This is a genomic window from Ottowia sp. (assembly GCF_035325765.1).
GTDB lineage: Bacteria > Pseudomonadota > Gammaproteobacteria > Burkholderiales > Burkholderiaceae_C > Ottowia.
Map to the genome: position 1 here is coordinate 15,556 of NZ_DAOKZG010000022.1, position 16,563 is coordinate 32,118.

12 protein-coding genes and 1 pseudogene are annotated in these 16,563 nt (G+C 68.8%); 3 read left to right on the forward strand and 10 right to left on the reverse strand.

Annotated elements, in window-relative coordinates; genetic code table 11:
- The first annotated feature begins 142 nt into the window (after positions 1-142).
- Both PKA16_RS08995 and PKA16_RS09000 read left to right on the forward strand, forming a co-directional pair.
- Positions 143-523, forward strand: coding sequence for a Rieske 2Fe-2S domain-containing protein (locus PKA16_RS08995; protein ID WP_324402465.1), 381 nt, complete (start codon positions 143-145; stop codon positions 521-523).
- Between the two features lie 96 nt (positions 524-619).
- The gene (locus PKA16_RS09000; RefSeq protein ID WP_324402467.1) at positions 620-1,579 is read left to right on the forward strand and encodes a S49 family peptidase; all 960 of its coding nucleotides are present in this window, start codon (positions 620-622) and stop codon (positions 1,577-1,579) included.
- Positions 1,580-2,189: 610 nt separating this feature from the next.
- Here the strand turns inward: PKA16_RS09000 and PKA16_RS09005 are convergent.
- The 10 genes and pseudogenes from PKA16_RS09005 to PKA16_RS09050 form a co-directional block, all read right to left on the reverse strand.
- Positions 2,190-3,959 (reverse strand): annotated as a pseudogene (locus PKA16_RS09005) (HAD-IC family P-type ATPase); the annotation flags it as partial.
- A gap of 76 nt (positions 3,960-4,035) precedes the next feature.
- Entirely contained in the window at positions 4,036-4,842 is an 807-nt protein-coding gene (locus PKA16_RS09010) for an SAM-dependent methyltransferase (protein WP_324402469.1), read from the reverse strand.
- A complete protein-coding gene (gene selA / locus PKA16_RS09015) occupies positions 4,832-6,292 on the reverse strand; it encodes an L-seryl-tRNA(Sec) selenium transferase (RefSeq protein ID WP_324402471.1) in 1,461 nt (486 codons plus the stop codon). Before selA ends, PKA16_RS09010 begins: the two co-directional genes overlap by 11 nt.
- A complete protein-coding gene (gene fdhE / locus PKA16_RS09020) occupies positions 6,292-7,287 on the reverse strand; it encodes a formate dehydrogenase accessory protein FdhE (RefSeq protein WP_324402473.1) in 996 nt (331 codons plus the stop codon). The genes selA and fdhE overlap by 1 nt, the downstream gene beginning before the upstream one ends.
- A gap of 69 nt (positions 7,288-7,356) precedes the next feature.
- Positions 7,357-7,998, reverse strand: coding sequence for a formate dehydrogenase subunit gamma (locus PKA16_RS09025; protein WP_324402475.1), 642 nt, complete (start codon positions 7,996-7,998; stop codon positions 7,357-7,359).
- Positions 7,995-8,903 carry a formate dehydrogenase subunit beta gene (gene fdxH / locus PKA16_RS09030; RefSeq protein ID WP_324402477.1) on the reverse strand — a complete coding sequence of 303 codons (909 nt, stop codon included), beginning with the start codon at positions 8,901-8,903 and terminating at the stop codon, positions 7,995-7,997. The genes PKA16_RS09025 and fdxH overlap by 4 nt, the downstream gene beginning before the upstream one ends.
- A 3-nt stretch (positions 8,904-8,906) precedes the next feature.
- Positions 8,907-11,987 carry a formate dehydrogenase-N subunit alpha gene (gene fdnG / locus PKA16_RS09035; RefSeq protein WP_324402479.1) on the reverse strand — a complete coding sequence of 1,027 codons (3,081 nt, stop codon included), beginning with the start codon at positions 11,985-11,987 and terminating at the stop codon, positions 8,907-8,909.
- Positions 11,988-12,362: 375 nt separating this feature from the next.
- A complete protein-coding gene (locus PKA16_RS09040) occupies positions 12,363-14,027 on the reverse strand; it encodes a PhoH family protein (protein WP_324402480.1) in 1,665 nt (554 codons plus the stop codon).
- A 149-nt stretch (positions 14,028-14,176) separates the two neighbouring features.
- Positions 14,177-14,653 (reverse strand): peroxiredoxin, encoded by a 477-nt coding sequence (locus PKA16_RS09045; protein WP_324402482.1) that lies wholly within the window; start codon positions 14,651-14,653, stop codon positions 14,177-14,179.
- Positions 14,654-14,807: 154 nt separating this feature from the next.
- The gene (locus PKA16_RS09050; protein WP_324402512.1) at positions 14,808-15,185 is read right to left on the reverse strand and encodes an Mth938-like domain-containing protein; all 378 of its coding nucleotides are present in this window, start codon (positions 15,183-15,185) and stop codon (positions 14,808-14,810) included.
- A 76-nt stretch (positions 15,186-15,261) separates the two neighbouring features.
- Between PKA16_RS09050 and PKA16_RS09055 the strand changes: the two genes are divergently transcribed.
- Positions 15,262-16,536, forward strand: a complete 1,275-nt coding sequence (locus tag PKA16_RS09055) for a pyridoxal phosphate-dependent aminotransferase (protein WP_324402484.1) — start codon at positions 15,262-15,264, stop codon at positions 16,534-16,536.
- Positions 16,537-16,563 lie beyond the last annotated feature (27 nt).

Sequence of the window (16,563 nt, forward strand, 5' to 3'; positions counted from 1 at the left end):
CCGTCAAGGGGGCGCGGCCAGGGATCGGGGAAGCCCCGGCCAGGACTGCCGCTGGCATGGCCTGCTTCGCGGCCAAGGGAACACGGCCGTTCCATGCGTCGTGGCCGGCGCGGGCGTCATGCACAATTGAAACGCTTGCCTCATGACCACTGAAACCGCATTGGATCCAATCGCGCTGTGCCGCGCCGACGAGCTGGCGGAGGGCGGCTTGGCCGTGCCCTTCGACGTCGAATACGAAGGCGAGAACTGTCGCGCCTTTGCCATCCGCTTCGAAGGCCGAGCGCACGCCTATCTGAACCGCTGCACCCACGTCGCGCTGGAGCTCGACTGGCAGCCCAATCGCATCTTCGACGACACCGGCCAGTGGCTGCTGTGCGCCGCGCACGGCGCCGTGTATGCGCCCGACACCGGCGCCGGCGTCGCCGGGCCGTGCCAGGGCGGCCTGGTCAAGATCGCCCTGAGCGAACAGGGCGGGATGGTGTACTGGCATCCGACCGCGATCCTGCGGCCGATTGCATTCTGAAACCGCGTCGATCCGCCGACCCGCTATCTTTCCCCGGACTGCGGCCCGCGACCCGGGCCTGAACCCGACAGTGCGAAGCACTGCACCAGGAACACCATGGACCATGAAATCACCCCGGATGCCAAGACGATCCACTGGGAGCGCGAGGCGATCGAGCGGCTGCTGCAGGCCGACCTGCGCGAGCGCCGCGCGGTGCGGCGCTGGCGCATGGCGAAGAGCCTGCTGTGGATGCTGCTGTTCGCCGCCCTGGTCTGGGCCGTCGCCGCGGACGCGTGGCGCACGGCGGCCGCGCCCAGCGGCCCGCACACGGCGCTCGTCAGCATCCGCGGCGAGATCGCCGACCGCGGCGAGGCCAGCGCCGAGAACGTGCTGCCGGCGCTGCGCAGCGCGCTCGAGGACCCCGGCTCGCGCGCGTTGGTGCTGCTGATCAACTCGCCCGGCGGCAGCCCGGTGCAGGCCGGCCTGATCAACGACGAGATCCGCCGCCTGCGCGCCCTGCACGACAAGCCGATCTACGCCGTGGTCGAGGAAACCTGCGCCTCGGCCGCCTACTACATCGCCTCGGCCGCCGACGACATCTACGTCGACAAGGCCAGCATCGTCGGAAGCATCGGCGTGCTGATGGACGGCTTCGGCTTCGTCGATGCCATGCACAAGCTGGGCGTCGAGCGGCGCCTGCTGACGGCGGGGGCGAACAAGGGCTTCCTGGACCCGTTCAGCCCGCAGACCGAGACGCAGAAGCACTATGCGCAGGCCATGCTGGATCAGATCCACCAGCAGTTCATCGACGTCGTCAAGCGTGGCCGTGGCGAGCGCCTGAAGGCCACGCCCGAAACCTTCAGTGGCCTGTTCTGGACTGGCGAGCAGGCCATCGGCCTCGGGCTGGCGGACGGCTATGGCAGCCTCGACTCGGTGGCACGCGACGTCGTCAAGCAGGAAAAGCTGGTCGACTACACCAACAAGGAGAACCTGGCCGAGCGCTTTGCCAAGCGCTTCGGCGCCGCCTTTGGCGAGGGTGCGGTGCGCGCCCTGCGCCTGTTGCCGACGCTGCGCTGAGCCGTCGGCGCGGGCAGCGGAAGCTGAAACGGCCGGGGGCCGGGCTCCGGCTGTCAGCCCAGTCGCAGCCGGCGCGCCGCCAGCGCGCGCAGTGCCGCGAGGAGGGGGTCAGCAGCAGGGCGGCGCCGAGCACGCCGGCGATCACGCGCCCGGGCAGTGCCGCGCTGAACCATCCGCTGGCCGCCACCGTCACCCCGACCGCGACGTCCAGCAGCGACGCGCCGACCAGCCAGGCGCTGGGCCGGGTCTGCCACAGGCTGCCGCGCGTGCGGATGGCGTAGATCGTCGCCTGCCCGGCCAGCACCAGGGTCAGGAAGGCCAGTGTCTGCAACCGTCCCGCTTCCAGCCGCAGGCTGAAGGCGCCCCAGGCGAGCAGTGCGCAGGCAAAGCCGAGCTGGGCCAGGCCCAGCACCACGGCAACGCCGGTCAGCGCGTCGATGCGCCAGACGTTGGGCGTGCGCGCGGCCTGCACGCGGTCGGTGGCGATGGCCATCGACAGGAAATCGCCCGCCACGAGATAGATGATCATCAGCAGCGGCGTGAGGATGGCGTTGCCGGTCATGACGAAGCCGAGCGCGATGAACAGTACCGTGGCCACCTTCTTGATGATCGAGTTGAGCGCGTAGGTCTGCACGCGCCGGAAAGTCTGCCGCCCTTCCTCGATCGCGGCCATGACGCCGCTCAGGCCGGGAGTGGTCAGGACCAGGCCGGCCGCCGCCTTGGCGACGTCGGTGGCCTGCGCGACAGCGATGCCCATGTGGGCCTGGTGCAGTGCTGGCGCGTCGTTGGCGCCGTCGCCGCACATGCCGACCGTGTGGCCGGCCTGCTGCAGTGCGCGCACCAGGTGGAACTTGTCTTCGGGCAGCACGCCGGCGTAGACGGCATGGCCGGCCGGTGGCGTGGCATCCGGGCCCGGCGACCAGAGCGTGCCTCCGATGCCGACGGCATGCGCGACGGCGGCGGCGGTGCCCGGCGCGTCGCCCGTGACCATCAGCACCTGCACGCCGTGTTCGCGCAGGCGCTGCACCAGCGCGGCGGCATCGGGGCGTGGCGGGTCGCCCAGCGCCACCAGTCCGGCCAGCCGCAGCGCTGGCGCGGCGCCGGTGGCCACCGCCAGCACGCGCAGGCCCTCGCGTTCCAGCGCCTGTGCCTGAGCCTGCAGCTCTGCGTCCGGCGTCGCTGCCCCTGCGAGGGTGGCGTAGGCGCCCTTGGCGACGCTGGCCTCCTGGCCGGTTGCGTCCCGGTAGAGCGCCCGGGCCTGCCTGGTGGCCGGGTCGAAGGGCTCGAAGGCGAGGCGTTGCGGCAGGCTGGGGCCGGCCGCGGCGGTCCAGGCAGCGCGCACGGCGGCGTCCACCGGATCGCTGCCGCCGTCCGAGCTTGCCAGCGCGGCCAGTGTGAGCAGTTGCGCCGCGTCCAGGCCGCTGGCCGGCACGATGCGCGCCACCTGCAGTGCGTTCAGTGTCAGCGTGCCGGTCTTGTCCGAGCACAGCACATCCAGGGTGCCGGCTTCGTCCAGCGCCGACAGGCGCGTTGCCAGCACGCCGCGTTCGGCGAGTGCGTGCGCCGCCAGCGCCGCGGCCAGGGTGAAGGTCGCGGGCAGGGCGATCGGGATCGAGGCCAGCATGGCGGTGAGCACCAGCGGTTCGATCTCGACCAGCGCCAGGCCGCGCTGCCAGGCGTACAAGCCCAGCAGGGCGATCACCGTGCCGTTGAACAGCGCCAGGTTGCGCACCACCTGCAGCACCGCATGCTGCTGCGTGCCCATGACGTGGGCGCTGCCGACGAGCTGGGCGGTGCGGCCGAAGCGCGTGCGCGCGCCGGTGGCGTTGACCAGGGCTTCGGCCTGGCCGCGGCGCACCAGCGCGCCGGCCCAGGCGCTGGCGCCGGGACCGGCCTCGACCGGCACCGATTCGCCGGTCAGCATCGACTGGTCGAGCAGCACCTGGCCCGCCTGCAGCAGGCAGTCGGCCGGCACCACGTCGCCGAGCGACAGCTTGACGCGGTCGCCCGGCACGAGCTGGCGCGCCGGCAGGGTGGCCCAGGTGCCGTCGCGTCGCACCGTGGCGTTCAGCGCCAGGCGCGAGCGCAGTGCCGCCAATGCGTTGCGCGCGCGTCCTTCCTGTACCAGCGCGACGACGGCGTTGAACACGATCAACGCCGCGATCAGGGCCGCCTCGACATGCTTGCCGAGCCAGAGTTCGAGCAGCACCGCCAGCTCGAGCATCCACGGCACCGGCGCCCACAGCTTGGCCAGGGCGTTGCGCAGCAGGCTGGGCCGGGTGTCGGGCAGCTCATTGGGGCCGAACCGCGCCAGCCGCTCGGTGGCTTGCCGGCTGCTCAGGCCGGCGGCTGCACTGGGGTCTGGAATCGGGTCCGGCATGGTGCAAGGCGTTGGCGCGCCGCGGCTGTGCGCCCGCCTGCGCAGGGTTCGCCAGCCGCGGCAGGCCAGGCACCGATCATGCACCGATCGCGAAAATCGCGGGCAGCCTTTCGCTGGCCAGTGCGGGTTGCCGGCGCCACTGCTGCACCGGCTCGCTGCGCACCTGCGCCTCGGGCAGGGTGAGGCCGCTGGCCACCGCGAGCCGGGTGTCGGGTTGCAGGGTCTGCAGCAGCGCCTGCAGCAGGGCACGGTTGCGGTACGGGGCCTCGATGAAGAGCTGGGTCTGGCCGCTGCGGCGGGCGTGCTGCTCGAGCGCGCGGATGCGCTGCTGGCGCGCCTCGGGCTGCTGCGGCAGGTAGCCGACGAAGGCAAAGTTCTGGCCGTTCAGGCCGCTGGCGGCGAGCGCCAGCAGCAGCGACACCGGGCCCACCAGCGGGCGCACGGCGAGGCCGAGCACGTGCGCCGCGCGCACCACCGAGCTGCCCGGGTCGGCGATCGCCGGCATGCCGGCTTCGCTGGCCAAGCCGATGTCGTGGCCTTCGAGCGCTGGCGCCAGCAGGGCTCGCGCGTCGAAGCGGGCACCGGTCGTGCCATGGTCGCCGTGCTTGTGCGCCGCGCGCGGCAGTTCCGTGATCTCGATTTCCTGCAGCGGGCGCGCCAGCGGCACCAGCGCATCGACGCGCTTGAGGAAGGCGCGCGTGCTGCGCGCGTTCTCGCTGATCCAGTGCGTGAGCCGGGCGGCCACGGCCAGGGTCTGCTGCGGCAGCACGTCCGTCAGCGGCGCCTGGCTGGCGCAGCCGTGGTCGAGCGGGCCGGGCACGAGGTAAAGGCAGCCATGCCGGCCGGCCAGGCCCGATTCCCGTGTGTCGTGCTCAGGCTGCATCCAGGTCGAGGGCGTGCAACTGGCCGGTCAGCGCCTCGGCATCTTCCAGGCAGCGCAGGTCGAGCAGCAGGCGATCCTCGCGAATGCGGCCGATCACCGGCATCGGCAGGGCGCGCAAGGCGCGCGCCAGCCGTTCGAGCGCGCGTCCGGTGCCCGTTTCGCCCTTCGGCGCGATGGCCAGGCCCATCGAGGGCAGGCGTTCCACCGGCAGGGAGCCGGAGCCGATCTGCCCCTGCATGGCCTGCACCTCGATGTGCCAGGCGCTGCCGACTGCCGTCTGCAGCACCGGCTGGATGGCGCGTGCCATGGCTTCGATGTCGGCCAGCGGACGCGTCAGCAGGCGCAGCGTGGGCAGTTCGCGTGGCAGGAGTTCGGGGCGCAGATAGAGCTGCAGCGTGGCCTCGAGCGCCGCGAGCGGCAGCTTGCTCAGGCGCAGGGCGCGCTTCATCGGGTGCTGGCGGATGCGGTCGATCCAGACGCGTCGGCCGACGATCAGGCCGGCCTGCGGGCCACCCAGCAGCTTGTCGCCACTGAAGGTGACGACGTCGCAACCGGCGACCAGCTTTTCGCGTGGCGTCGGCTCTCGCGGCAGGCCCCAGGCCGAAAGATCCACCAGCGCGCCGCTGCCGAGGTCGCTCACCAGCGGCAGGCCGTGCGCGTGCGCGATCGGCGCCAGCTCGGCCTCGTCCACCGAACGCGTGAAGCCGGCAATCGCGTAGTTGCTAGTGTGCACCTTCATCAGCACGGCGGTGTCGGTGCCGATGGCGCGCTCGTAGTCGCGCGGATGCGTGCGGTTGGTGGTGCCGACCTCGACCAGGCGCGCGCCCGCGCTGGCCATCACGTCCGGCATGCGGAAGGCGCCGCCGATCTCGACCAGTTCGCCACGCGAGACGATCGCTTCGCGGCCGTGCGCCAGCGCCGCCAGCACCAGCAGCACGGCGGCAGCGTTGTTGTTGACCACGGTCGCGGCCTCGGCGCCGGTGAGCTCGCACAGCAGGCCCTCGACCAGGCTGTCGCGTTCGCCGCGGCCGCCGCTGGCGAGGTCGTACTCCAGGTTGTTTGGGGCCGCCAGCACGGCGTGCAGGTGCGCGCGTGCGGCCTCGGGCAGCAGGGCGCGCCCGAGGTTGGTGTGGATCACCGTGCCGGTCAGATTGAGCACGCGGCGCAGGCGCGGCGCGAGCCGCGCCTCGATGCGCTGCTCGAGCGCACGGGCCAGCGCATCGATCTCGATTGCCTCGGGTGCCAGCGTGCCGGCCAGCGCGTGCTCGCGCACGGCGGCCAGGAGGGCACGCGCTTCGCCCGCCACCAGCGTATGGCCGTGCGCCTGCACCAGCGCGGCCGGGCCGCCCGATCGCAGCAGCCTGTCCAGCGCCGGCAAGTCGGTTGGCCGCACCCGCTTGGCGCGTGGGACCGCCGCGTCCTGGGTCGGGCTGCGCCCGGGCGGCGTCATCAGCCGGCCTCGGGGGACGCGTCGCCTTCGCCGAACAGCAGCATCAGGTTGGTGCCGTGGCGCGTGTAGCCGGCGTCCGACACCAGCAGGTCCAGAGTCACCGATGCCAGGTCGTCGGCCACCGGCTCGACGTGGCCGTCGCCCTCCATGTGCATGATCTTGAGGTAGTGATGGCAGTGGCTGCAGGTCTCGGCCTCGATGGCGGCGCGCTCGGTTGCCGGGGCGCTTGCCGCCAGCGCCTGCAGCGCTTGGTATTCGATGCCCTCGGTCGCGAGGCAGTGCGTGCAAGTGACCTGCTTGAGGCGCCACTCGGCATTGCACAGCGCACAATGCAGGTAGCGCTGGCCGTGCAGGCCCTTGCCGACGCGCGTGATGCTGGCCGTGGGCAGGCTGCCGCAGCAGGGGCAGTGGGTGCGTTCGCCGCTGGCGTCGAAGGCGTCCGGTTGCCCCAGCGCGGTGGCCGCGACGAGTTGGGTCCAGTAAAGCTGGAGCCCCGCGGCGATCAGCGGCGCCGCCGCCATGTCCAGGCCCAGGGTGATGCCGGCGAGCAGGCGCTCGGCCTGGTGCTCCAGCGTGGTGTCGGGCATGTCGAGCACGGCCTGCACCCCGTCGCGGGCCGGGCTGTCGGCCGGCAGCTTGTCCAGCACCTGGCGCAGCAGCGCGTGCAGTTCGGCGCGCCAGAGCGGGTCGCGCGGCCAGTCCACCGCCGACAGCAGGGGCTGACCGCTGGCGCGCGCCGCGGCAACCTGCGCGGCGTTGGGCAGCGCGATCGCCGGCAGGCGCTGCGCGCGCGCGTGCTGCGCCTCGCACACCACGGCCATCAGCAGCAGGTAGTCGCGCATGGCGTGGCTGGCCGAACGCTCGCGCAGGCGCAGCGCGCGCTCGGCAAACAGGCTGGCCGGGCGCGGCGGCAGGAAGGAGGGGATGTCGGTGCCCGAGCGCAGGAGGATTTCCTCGGGCGAGGGCAGGCTGGAGGGGTCGGGTCTGGAGGTCAAGGCAAAAAAAGAACTGCCGCCGGCACGGGGCCGGCAGGCAGTTGCAGCATTGGAGGGTTCAGGGAAAAATCACTTGGTCTTGGCCGACTGGCCCTGCATTTGATCACGATACCACAGCGGGTGATGATGCTTGGCCCAGCCCGCGCTCACCGTGCCGCGCACCATGGCATGCACCGTGTCCTTGACCCAGATCGCGGCATAGGCGTGCACGATCACCGCCAGCACCAGCACGAAGGCGGCGATCGCGTGCAGCACGACGGCGATGCGTTGCAGCCCGATCGGCACGTCGCTGGCGAACCAGGCCTGCCAGAACAGCAGGCCGGTGGCCAGCAGCACGATCAGGCACAAGGTGAAGATCCAGAACACGAGTTTCTGGCCGCCGTTGTACTTGCCCACCGCCGGCATCTGCGCGGCATTGCCCTGCGAGATCAGCTTGCCGGCCGAGCCGAGCCAGGCCGAGTCCTCCTTGCGCCAGACGTTCGCTCCGACGAACATGAAGAACATGGCCAGGAACAGCAGGAACATCGCGATCCCCAGGTAGGGATGCAGGATGCGCGCCCACTGCGGCCCGCCGACCAGCGCCGTGAGCCAGAACAGCGCCGGGTGGAACAGCGCGAACCCCGAGACGCCGGCCAGCACGAAGCAGGTCACGACAGCCCAGTGGTTGGAGCGCTGGGCGCCGGTATAGCGTTGCAGCATGGTCTTCTTCATGACTGACCTCCTTGGCCGCCATGGCCCTGGTCCGCGGTTTGCTCATCATCCTCGGGCGCTTCCAGCGGGCCCTTGCGCAGGTAGTGGAACCAGCCCGTGAAGGCGGCGCCCGCCATCACTGCCAGCGCCACCGGCTTGGTCCAGCCCTTCCAGACCGATACCCAGGGGCTGATGGTCGGGTTTCGCGGCAGGCCGGTGAGCTCGGGCTTGTCGGCGTGCTTCATCACGTACATGACGTGCGTGCCGCCGACGCCGGCCGGGTTGTAGAGGCCTGCGTTCTTGTAGCCGCGCTCCTTCAGATCGGACACGCGCTGCTCGGCATTGGCCACCATGTCGTCCTTCGGTCCGAAGGTGATGGCGCCCGTGGGGCAGGCCTTCACGCAGGCCGGCTCCAGCCCGACGCCGACCCGGTCCGAGCACAGCGTGCACTTGTAGGCCTTGTTGTCGGTGGTGCTGATGCGCGGCACGTCGAACGGGCAGCCCTTGATGCAGTAGCCGCAGCCGATGCAGTGTTCGCTGATGAAGTCGACGATGCCGTTGGCGTACTTGACGATCGCCCCCGGAGAAGGGCAGGCCTTGAGGCAGCCCGGATCCTCGCAGTGCATGCAGCCGTCCTTGCGGATCAGCCATTCGAGGTTGCCGGGCTCCTCCTCGACCTCGTAGAAGCGCATGATGGTCCACGATTCGGCGGTGAGATCGGCCGGGTTGTCGTAGACACCGACGTTGGTGCCGACTTCATCGCGCAGGTCGTTCCACTCCATGCAGGCGGCCTGGCAGGCCTTGCAGCCGATGCACTTGGAGATGTCGATCAGCTTGGCCACCTCGGGCACGTGCGAGCGTACCTGGGGCGGTGGGGTCGTCGTGGCCGATCGGGCGACCACGTCCTGGGTTTGCAGACTGGACATGGCTTACACCTTTTCGATGTTGACGAGGAAGGCCTTGAACTCCGGCGTCTGCGAGTTCGCGTCTCCCACGAATGGCGTCAACGTGTTGGCCAGGTAGCCGTTCTTGGTCTGGCCCTTGAAGCCCCAGTGGAACGGGATGCCCACCAGGTGGACCTTCTGGTCGTTGACGTCCCAGGGCTTGATGCGCTTGGTGACCACCGCCTTGGTGACGATGTGGCCGCGCATGCTGCTGACCTTGACGCTGTCGCCGTGCCGGATGCCCTTTTCCTTGGCCAGTTCCTCGCTGATTTCCACGAAGGCCTCGGGCTGCAGCACGGAGTTGATCCGGGCGTGCTTGGTCCAGGTGTGGAAGTGCTCGGTCAGGCGGTAGGTGGTGGCCGAATACGGAAACTCCTCCTTCTTGCCGAAGGCATCCATGTCGCCCTTGAACACGCGCGCCACCGGGTTGCTGGTGGCCTTCGGGTTGTCGGGGTGCAGCGGGTTCACGCCGATCGGGCTCTCGAACGGCTCGTAGTGCTCGGGGAACGGGCCATCGGCCATGCCGACCGCGTGCAGGCGCGCCGCGCCCTCGGGCGTCATGATGAACGAACCCATGCCGAGCTCCGGTGCCGCCGTCGGCAGCATGTCCGGCACGTCGTAGCCCGTCCACTTGCTGCCGTCCCACCAGATGTACTTCTTGTTCTCGGCCCAGGGCTTGCCGTTCTTGTCCGCGCTGGCGCGGTTGTACAGGATGCGGCGGTTGGCCGGCCAGGAGAAGCCGAAGTTCTGGTAGACGCCCAGGCCGGACGGATCGTCCAGGCTGCGCCGGGCCGTCAGGTTGCCAGCCTCGCTCCAGCAACCGGAATAAAGCCAGTTGCCGCAGGCGGTCGAGCCGTCGTCGCGCAGCATGGCAAAACCCGGCACCTGCTGGCCGCCCTTGACGAGCACCGCGCGGGGCGCCGCCGGGTCGTTCGGGTTGGGCGGTGCCAGCACGTCCGACAGCGCCTTGCCGCTGATTTCGCGCAGCAGCTCGGCGGATGACGGGACCTCGGGCCGCACATAGGGCCAGTCCATGCCGAGGATGGGGTCCGGGAAGGTGCCGCCGTCCTTGGCATACATCCTGCGCAGGCGCATGAAGAGGCGCGCGATGATCTCCGAATCCACCTGGGCCTCGCCCGGCGGGTCGATGGCCCGGTTCTTCCAGATCGCGATGCGGCTGGAATTGGTGAACGTGCCTTCTTCCTCGGCAAAGCAGGCGCTCGGCAGCCGGAACACCTCCGTCTGGATGTCCTCGGGCTTGACGTCATTGAAAGGCCCGTGGTTCTGCCAGAAGTCGGCGGTCTCGGTCTCCAGCGGATCGATCATCACCAGGTACTTCAGCTTGGCCAGCGCCGCGTTCAGCTTGTTCTTGTTGGGAACGGTCGCCAGCGGGTTGAAGCCCTGCGAGATGAAGCCGGCCATCTTGCCCTGGTGCATCAGCTCGAACATGTGCATGACGTCGTAGCCGCCTTGCAGCTTGGGCACCCAGTCGTAGCAGAAGTTGTTGTCCGCGGTCGCCGACTTGCCGTAGTACGACTTCATCAGGCTGACCCAGAAGCGCGGGAAGTTGCTCCAGTAGTTGAACTGGTTCGGTCGCAGTCCGCGGGGCGTGTTGCGCGCGAGGAACTTCTGGTACTCGGTGTCGTTGTCCGTCGGCGCGCTCATGTAGCCGGAGAACACTTCCGCGTAGGCGTTCATGTCGGTCACGCCCTGCACGTTGGAGTGGCCGCGCAGCGCGTTCACACCGCCACCCGGGCGGCCCATGTTGCCCAGCAGCAGCTGGATCATGGCCATGGTGCGGATGTTCTGGCTGCCCACCGTGTGCTGCGTCCAGCCCAGCGCGTACAGGATGGTGCTGGTCTTGTCGGGCGCGGACATCTCGCCCAGCATTTCGCAGATCTTCAGGAACTTGTCCTGCGGCGTGCCACAGATCTTGCTCACCATCTCGGGCGTGTAGCGGCTGTAGTGCTTCTTCAGCTGCTGGTAGACGCACAGCGGGTCCTGCAGGCTGTCATCGGTCTTGATGAAGCCGTCCTCGCCGAGCTGGTAGCCCCAGCTCGACTTGTCGTACTTCCGCTGCGCTTCGTCGTAGCCGCTGAAGAAGCCGTTCTCGAGCTTGAAGCCGGGCTTCAGCAGGAAGGTGGCATCGGTGTTGAACTTGACGTAGTCGTGGTGGATCTTGTCGTTCGAGATCAGCCAGTTGATGATGCCGCCGAGGAAGGCGATGTCGCTGCCGTTGCGGATCGGCGCATACAGGTCGGCGACTGCCGAGGTGCGGTTGAAGCGCGGGTCGACCGAGATCAGTCGGGCCTTGCGCTTTTCCATTGCTTCCACCACCCACTTGAAGCCGACCGGGTGGGCTTCGGCGGCATTGCCGCCCATGACGAGGACGAGATCGGTGTTTCGAATGTCCGTCCAGGAGTTGGTCATCGCTCCGCGACCGAATGTGGGACCCAAACTGGTCACCGTCGGCGCGTGTCAAACCCGAGCTTGCGTGTCGATGCCGATCATGCCAAGGCCGCGCGCGACCTTGACCGAAAGATAACTGGATTCGTTGGAGGAGGAACTGCAGATCAGGAAGCCGACGGTGGGCCAGCGGTTGACGGTGACGCCGGCATCGTTCTTCTGCTGGAAGTTGGCGTCGCGATCGGCCTTCATGTGCGTGGCGATGCGGGTGAGCGCGTCGTCCCAGCTGATGCGCTTCCATTCCTTGCTGCCCGGCTCGCGCACCTCGGGGTACTTGACGCGCGAGGGCGAGTTGATCATGTCCAGCACGCCCGCACCCTTGGGGCACAGCGAGCCGCGGTTGACGGGGTTGTCCGGATCGCCCTCGACGTGGATCACGTGCTCCGTGACGTTCTTTGCGTCATCGCCCAGTTTGTAGATCAGCATGCCGCAACTGACCGAGCAGTAGGGGCAGGTGCTGCGCGACAGGGTCGCGTGGGTCAGCTTGAAGGCGCGCGTCTCGGCCAGTGCGGCAGTGGGCGAAAAGCCCAGGGCCACCAGACTCGACGCCGCCAACCCAGCCCCGCTGACGCGGAAGAACTGGCGTCGGTTCATGTCCATGAGTTGGTCTCCTTGGTTCGGCGTATTGCCCCCGGCCAAGAATGCGCCCATGGGGATGCGCCGATGGCCAGTTTATGACTATCGTCATGTCTGGTGACTCAGGTAAACCCTAGTGCGGCGTTTCGCTCCTCCAGGCACGCATGGAGACCAGGAAGGCCAGGAAAAGGCGCCCGGCCAGGCACGGCTCGCGGGCCATGCTGGCGGCCGTCGCACGCACTGCAATGCCGCCGCGCGTCGCGCATCGGACTCCATGGCGAAACGCCATGGGCACCTGCCATGTGTGAATCGCTGTACCGGCTGCGAGCCCGGTGCGGCCGGGTCCCGCCCGGCGCGCGCCAGGGCACGACGCTGCACCGGACAGCGTCGACAGCGCGGCTACAGCACTTCGCTGGCGAAATCCGCCAGGCGCGAGCGCTCGCCGCGCGCGAGCAGCACATGGCCGCCGTGGCGCCAGCCCATGAAGCGGTCGACGGCGTAGGTCAGGCCCGAGGAGCCCTCGGTCAGGTAGGGCGTGTCGATCTGCGCCAGGTTGCCCATGCAGATGATCTTGGTGCCGGGGCCGGCGCGGGTGATCAGGGTCTTCATCTGCTTGGGCGTCAGGTTCTGCGCCTCGTCGATGATGATCCACTTGTTCATGAAGGTGCGCCCGCGCATGAAGTTCATGCTCTTGATCTTGACCCGGCTGCGGATCAGCTCGTGGGTTGCCGCGCGTCCCCATTCGCCGGCGCCGCTGCCGTCGCCCTTGGAGAGGAACTCCAGGTTGTCGTCCAGCGCGCCCATCCACGGACCCATCTTCTCTTCCTCGGTGCCCGGCAGGAAGCCGATGTCCTCGCCCACGCTGACGGTGGCGCGGGTCATGATGATCTCGCTGTAGCGGCGGTCGTCCAGCACCTGCGTCAGGCCCGAGGCCAGCGCCAGCAGGGTCTTGCCGGTGCCGGCCGTGCCGGCCAGGGTGACGAAGTCGATCTCCGGGTCCATCAGCAGGTTGAGCGCGAAGTTCTGCTCGCGGTTGCGCGCCGTCACGCCCCAGACGCCGTTCTTCAGGTGGGTGTAGTCCTTGAGCGTGCGCAGGACGGCCGTCTTGCCCTGGATCTCGGTGACGCGGGCGTGCAGGCTGGGCTCGCCGGGTGCCTCGAAGAACACGAACTGGTTGATCTGGAGCTCGCCCACCACCGGTCCGCCGATGCGGTAGTAGGTGGCGCTGCCGTTCTGCCAGCTTTCCACGCTCTTGCTCTGGCGCGTCCAGAAGTCGGGCCCGAGCTGCAGCACGCCGGAATAGAGCAGTTCGTCATCGCCCAGTGTCTTGTCGTTCTCGTAGTCCTCGGCCGTCAGGCCCAGCGCGCCGGCCTTAACGCGCATGTTGATGTCCTTGGACACCAGCACCACCGGGCGCGGCGCGTGTTGCTGGCCGAGCGCGGCCACCACGCCCAGGATCTGGTTGTCCGCCTTGCCCGGAGGCAGGACGGCGGGCAGGACGGCGTCCAGCGGTGTGGTCTGGAAGTAAAGCCGGCCGCTGGCTTCGCGGTGGCCGGTGGCGTCCAGCTGGAGGCCGTCGGCAATATGGGCCCCCTTGACGCGTGCCAGGGCGTCGATCAGTCGGCTGGTCTGGCGCCCGTTGCGCGCCACCTCGGTGGTGCCCTTCTTGTGGGCGTCGAGTTCCTCCAGCACCACCATCGGCAGGAAGATGTCGTGCTCCTCGAAGCGAAACAACGCCATCGGATCGTGCAGCAGCACGTTGGTGTCGAGCACGAACAGGCGTTTGGGTTCGCCCGCGCTGGAGCGCGTCGCACGCTTGGGTGCGGGTCGCGGTTGCGGCGCGGTCGCGGGCGTGTCCGCCGTCGGCGCTTTGGGCGCTTTCGGCGCGAGCGGCGCCGGTCTGGGTGCCTCGGGCACGCGCAGCAGCGCCGCAGGCGCCGGCGCGGCCGGCGCCGGGGCGCGTGGTGATGCCTTGGCGGTGGGTCGGGCGCGTTCGCCGTGCGGCGCGGCGGGCACGGGCGCCAGGCGGCTGCCGCGGCGGGTGGGCGGTGGGGGCAGGGGCATGTATGGATCGGGGTTGGGTTCGGCCCGGGAGCGACAAAAAAGCCGCCAGGCGCGGCCGGGCGGCTATCGGGTCCAGCCCGGGACTGGCGCCTGATGGCGGCCGGGCCAGCCGGGAGGAGAGGCGGCGACGCCGCCGGTGGCAGCCACGCTCAGGCGGCTTTTTTCAGGACCTTGACGGCCTTGAGCACTTCCTCGACGTGGCCCGGCACCTTCAGGCCGCGCCATTCCTGCACCAGAATGCCCTCGGCATTGACCAGGAACGTGCTGCGCTCGATGCCCTTGACCTTCTTGCCGTACATGATCTTGTTCTTGACCACCCCGAACATGTGGCACATCTTCTCTTCGGTGTCGGCGATCAGCTCGAACGGCAGTTCCAGCTTGGCCTTGAACTCATCGTGCGACTTCATGTTGTCGCGCGAGACCCCGAACACGATCGCCCCGGCCTTGACGAAGTCCTTGTACTTGTCGCGAAACTGCATGGCCTCGGTGGTGCAGCCTGGCGTGTTGTCCTTCGGGTAGAAATACAGAATCAGGGCCTGACCGAGATGGCTGGTGTTGGTGACTTTGACGTCGCCGGTGGCGAGGGCTTCGAATTCGGGCAGGGGCTTGTTGACAACAATCGCCATAAGGACTCAATCTCCGGACGTTATGCTTCGAGGGGCGGCGCGGGTTACATTCGCCTCTGTTCCCGCACCGCGCGCCCGCCAACCCGCGCGTCCGGCAAGTGGGCTTGACGCGAGGTCGACAAACGCGGCCAAGCCTTCATTTTAGCCGATCTGGTCAAACATTGCCGGTTTCGAGGAGCAGGGCGGCAATCACGCGGCGGCCTTCGCTGGCCAGGATGTTGTAGGTACGGCAGGCGGCGGCGGTGTCCATGGTCTCGATGCCGATGCCGGCCTCGATCAGCGGCCGGATCCAGCCCGGCGGCGGAAAGCGCAGGCGCAGGCCGCTGCCGAACACCACCAGTTCGGGCGCGCTGGCAGCCAGCGGCTCGAAATGGGCGCTTGACAGCTCTTCGAAGCGTGCGCAGGGCCAGCGCGTGCGCGCGCCATCCAGTTGCAGCAGCACGCTGTGCTCGATGCGCTCGGCGCCCACGGCGATCCAGCCCTGGCCATAGGCGGTGATGGCGGTGGCGAACTGATCCGGCTGGAACTTCATGGCGGTGCGCGTCGGGCGAATGTGGTCCAATTCTAGGTTTTCCGCCGCGATCTGCGCCGCGCCCGAGGTTTTGCCCATGAAGACGCTTTCCAAATCCAGCAAGCTTGCCAACGTGCTGTACGACGTGCGCGGCCCGATCGTCGAGGCCGCGCGCCAGATGGAGGAAGAGGGCCAGAAGATCATCAAGCTGAACATCGGCAACATGGCGCCGTTCGGCTTCGATCCACCCGAGGAGGTGGTGCAGGACATGATCCGCAACCTGCGCGACTCGGCAGGCTATTCGGACAGCAAGGGCCTGTTCGCGGCGCGCAAGGCGGTGATGCACTACACGCAGGAAAAGGGCATCGCGGGCGTCACCATCGACGACATCTACCTGGGCAATGGCGCGAGCGAGCTGATCGTGATGGCGGTCAACGCGCTGCTGAACGACGGCGACGAGCTGCTGCTGCCGGCGCCCGACTACCCCCTGTGGACCGCAGCCACCAGCCTGGCGGGCGGCAAGCCGGTGCACTACCGCTGCGACGAGGCCAACGGCTGGATGCCCGACCTGGCCGACATGCGCGCCCGCATCACGCCGCGCACGCGTGGCATCGTGGTGATCAACCCGAACAACCCGACCGGCGCGCTGTATTCCGACGAACTGTTGCGCGGCATCGTGCAACTGGCGCGCGAGCACGACCTGGTGCTGCTGGTCGACGAGGTCTACGACAAGGTGCTGTACGAAGGTGTCACGCACACGGCGATGGCCTCGCTCTCGACCGACGTGCTGACGCTGACCTTCAATTCGCTCTCCAAGGCCTACCGCGCCTGCGGCTACCGTGCCGGCTGGCTGGTGGTGTCGGGGGACAAGGCGCCGGCGCACGACTACATCGAAGGCCTGAACATGCTGGCCAACCTCAAGCTCGGCTCCAACGTGCCAGGCCAGTGGGCGATCCAGACGGCGCTCGGGGGTTACCAGAGCATCAACGACCTGGTGGGCGAGCGCGGCCGCCTGCGGCTGCAGCGTGACTTGGCCTACGAGCTGATCACGGCGATCCCGGGCGTGACCTGCGTCAAGCCGCAGGCCGCGCTCTACATGTTCCCGCGGCTGGATCCGCAGATGTACCCGATCGAGGACGATCGCCAGTTTTTCATGGAGGTGCTGCGCGCCACGCGCGTGATGCTGGTGCAGGGTTCGGGCTTCAACTACCCGGACCAGCAGCATTTCCGCATCGTGTTCCTGCCGCACAAGAGCGACCTGCGCGAGGCGATCGATCGGCTGGCGAAGTTCCTCGAGCAATACCGCCAGCGCCGGGCCCGGCCGGGCAGGGTGCTCGACCTCGCGGCCAAGAAGGAAGCCGCGCGGGCGTGATCGCCGGCGCGCTCGAATTTCCCTGAA

Coding starts and splice junctions, on each gene's coding strand:
- PKA16_RS08995 (WP_324402465.1), top strand. CDS start 143: ATGACCACTGAAACCGCATTGGATCCAATCGCGCTGTGCCGCGCCGAC.
- PKA16_RS09000 (WP_324402467.1), top strand. CDS start 620: ATGGACCATGAAATCACCCCGGATGCCAAGACGATCCACTGGGAGCGC.
- PKA16_RS09010 (WP_324402469.1), bottom strand. CDS start 4,842: ATGCAGCCTGAGCACGACACACGGGAATCGGGCCTGGCCGGCCGGCAT.
- selA (WP_324402471.1), bottom strand. CDS start 6,292: ATGACGCCGCCCGGGCGCAGCCCGACCCAGGACGCGGCGGTCCCACGC.
- PKA16_RS09025 (WP_324402475.1), bottom strand. CDS start 7,998: ATGAAGAAGACCATGCTGCAACGCTATACCGGCGCCCAGCGCTCCAAC.
- fdxH (WP_324402477.1), bottom strand. CDS start 8,903: ATGTCCAGTCTGCAAACCCAGGACGTGGTCGCCCGATCGGCCACGACG.
- PKA16_RS09040 (WP_324402480.1), bottom strand. CDS start 14,027: ATGCCCCTGCCCCCACCGCCCACCCGCCGCGGCAGCCGCCTGGCGCCC.
- PKA16_RS09045 (WP_324402482.1), bottom strand. CDS start 14,653: ATGGCGATTGTTGTCAACAAGCCCCTGCCCGAATTCGAAGCCCTCGCC.
- PKA16_RS09050 (WP_324402512.1), bottom strand. CDS start 15,185: ATGAAGTTCCAGCCGGATCAGTTCGCCACCGCCATCACCGCCTATGGC.
- PKA16_RS09055 (WP_324402484.1), top strand. CDS start 15,262: ATGAAGACGCTTTCCAAATCCAGCAAGCTTGCCAACGTGCTGTACGAC.